This window comes from Microcoleus sp. OTE_8_concoct_300, assembly GCF_031383065.1.
GTDB lineage: Bacteria > Cyanobacteriota > Cyanobacteriia > Cyanobacteriales > Microcoleaceae > Microcoleus.
Genome location: NZ_JANMZH010000269.1, coordinates 1 through 2334, shown reverse-complemented (window position 1 = coordinate 2334; position 2334 = coordinate 1). Strand labels below are relative to the sequence as shown.

The following is a 2334-nucleotide window of genomic DNA, read 5'->3' as shown; positions in this document are numbered from 1 at the left end:
TGGTTTTCTAGGCAATCGGCATATAGCTTAGCCTGTTGTTGCCCGATGCGGGGGTCGTTTCGGGTGCGCTTGGCTTCTACGACTGCCAGAGGTTTACCATCATCGCCCCAGAGGACGTAATCAACAAAACCTTGACCTGATGAATTGGGCATCCCTGTAACTTCAAACTCGCGATCGCGCTCTCGATCCAATGCCCATCCTACCTCTTTTAACAACAAGTCGATAAAAATATCGCGGGTTTGTGCTTCAGAGTAATCATGGGTATCGGGTTGGGTGATACTGGCTTTTTTGACTGCTGCCAATTCTGCCCGTAGTTGTTTCAGTTCCTCATCAATTGCGTTTTTGTCTGCTAGAAGTGTTGAGAGCTTTTCATCGCGATCGCGCAATTGAGTTTCTAGTTTCTGAAGTTGTTCAATGGTTTGCTTAGGAACAGGTGCAGTCTTGGGCAATGCGTCAGAGTTGAAGGTAAGCCCCGCATTTGGTTTGCTGCGTCCATAGGTGTGTGCTAACCAATATGTAACATGAAACAACTCCCGGACTGCATTTATAGCATCATTAACAGGGATAATTCTGGCACTGTGGACTGCCGGATTTCCTAGTTTGATAATGACTCTTGCTTTGTTAAATATTGCTTCACCTACTAAGTTTTTAAAAGTAGGTTTGTGAATCAAGGCGCTTAGATTATCTTGATAAGGCAGTTCTAAAGAATTATCGTACTTATATAACCAATTTACGGTTAATTCCAAAGTTCTACGGGCATAAAAGCAGGCAGTGCGAGGGTCGGGATGTACTGCATCAACTGCTTTCTTGGCGGATTCATAAATTGTAGGGAATTCAGCTTGGAGGAAAGCAAAGTTACTCATTGGACTACTCTATGCCTCCCATCTGTCTCTCAAGTGACTGTCGCACCAACCCTATCACATAAGGTAACTCATCAAGCGATGCCAGACCAACCTCTACATCACCATTACCCCAGCGCCCTACACTCGATACATCTTTGCAAAGACCTTTGGGATCATTGATTTCGGGAAATGGCATATTTAACGAGATGCGTAACCGCTTGGTTTGGGGTACTATATCCACAAAGTTGGACTCTGCTTTGTAGGCAACGTAAAGCTTGAGAAATTCCTCGGTCACGCAATCATCAAGTGCAAGAACTTCTTTCCTGAATACTTTAAACACCTCTGCCATTGTCCCCGAAACCAAATATGGGTGATCTACTATGGTATAGCCTAGTTGCGCGGGCTTGGATTTATAGCCCTCACGCACACTGGTTTCTAGTTTAGGGGCTGCCCAGACATCGAGTGCTATGGTAGAAAGTCGGTCTGCCCGTTGCCGAATGGCATCTTCATCCCACTGTTCTACCATTCCAAGCCCCTGATTTAGCTTCAGGGGACTTTCTTTAAAGCCTCCTGACATATCACGCTTTTGAGCAAATGTTTTGTCACTGTATTCCGAGTTGTATCCGGTAAGAGTCAGGTTGCCGATGGTGTGTAGGTAAGTCTGCTGAATTCGCGACCACTCTACACCCAGTGCTGTCTTCCAGGCTGAAGAAAGGTTTTCATTCTGGGGCAGAATGTGTTCGATGGTGTACTCGTCCACCAACACTTGTTCCTTGCGCTTGTGATTTTCCAGACGACGAATCCAGTAACTGCGACTGCGGAATTTGTAGAGGTCTTTGGTTTGCAGTTCGCGCTTAAACTCCTCATCATTAGGAAAGCGCCGATATGATGGCAATAGAAGCAAGTAAGCTTGAATGCTTTCGATGTAGCGATCTTTCTTAACAGCTTTTGTGAGGGTGGCGAAAGTTTTGTTTTGCGAGTTAGTAGGAATGGCACAGATGGCACGACGGAATACATAGGATTCAACCAGCCGTACTGCTGTCAGAAAGTCCGCCTTGGGAAAATCACCCGAAGCATAATCGTGATAAAGCTCTAAGAGGAAGGGATAAGCTACATCCACCTTCAACTCTCGCAGGTCTTGGAAGGCTAATCTAAGCTCAGGATCTGGTTCAGCGCCCAATGTCATGGCGCAGTAGTAACGGGCAAACGTACGAAGATCAGCTACCATTGGCTCCACCCCAGCCTTAGCTACATCCGGCGATCGGGCGTGAGCTTTGAATGCTTCATAAACTTCTCCCTGATTAGGAATATTACCAGTTTTCACTGTTAAGAAATGGCGCATGAAGCTATCGAACTGTGTACCATAAGCCTCTTGTCCAAACTCTACTTCCATAGGTCGCCAATATTGCTCATAAAGCTTAGTCTGGAGCTGAGGTTCCAGTCCCATGAGGATGTAGTTACGGATTAGATCGGCTTGACTTAGCTCACGACC

General features: G+C 46.1%; 2 protein-coding genes. Both read right to left on the bottom strand.

The annotated features are described in order from the left end of the window. Window positions 1-863: DUF4145 domain-containing protein (locus tag ACUVJL_RS12700; protein WP_445246177.1), on the bottom strand; the 863-nt coding region annotated here is incomplete at its 3' end. A 4-nt stretch (window positions 864-867) separates the two neighbouring features. Beyond that, window positions 868-2235 carry a GmrSD restriction endonuclease domain-containing protein gene (locus ACUVJL_RS12695; protein WP_445246176.1) on the bottom strand — a complete coding sequence of 456 codons (1368 nt, stop codon included), beginning with the start codon at window positions 2233-2235 and terminating at the stop codon, window positions 868-870. Window positions 2236-2334: the final 99 nt, after the last annotated feature.

What these genes read in the sequence shown, in the direction of transcription:
- ACUVJL_RS12695 (WP_445246176.1), bottom strand. Translation starts at nt 2,235, where the DNA reads ATGGAAGTAGAGTTTGGACAAGAGGCTTATGGTACACAGTTCGATAGC.